The organism is Neorhizobium sp. LMR1-1-1.1 (assembly GCF_040675795.1).
Lineage (GTDB): Bacteria > Pseudomonadota > Alphaproteobacteria > Rhizobiales > Rhizobiaceae > Neorhizobium > Neorhizobium cellulosilyticum.
Genome location: NZ_JBEGHE010000016.1, coordinates 1 through 215 on the forward strand (window position 1 = coordinate 1; position 215 = coordinate 215).

General features: G+C 58.6%; 1 rRNA gene. It reads left to right on the forward strand.

The window, feature by feature from the left end:
- Positions 1-111 (forward strand): 5S ribosomal RNA (gene rrf / locus MRBLMR1_RS09445); the annotation flags it as partial.
- Positions 112-215: the final 104 nt, after the last annotated feature.

Below are 215 nucleotides of genomic sequence, written 5' to 3' on the forward strand. Positions count from 1 at the left end.
GTGGTCATGGCGGGGCGGCCGCACCCGTTCCCATTCCGAACACGGCCGTGAAACGCCCCTGCGCCAATGGTACTCCGTCTCAAGACGCGGGAGAGTAGGTCGCTGCCAGGTCTTCTAAAGGCAATGTAACAATCAATCTTCTCGACACTCCTCGGCCCAAGCCGAACATCCAATTGGGCCGCCTAAGCGGCCCTTTGTCGTTTAAAGGTCTTTGC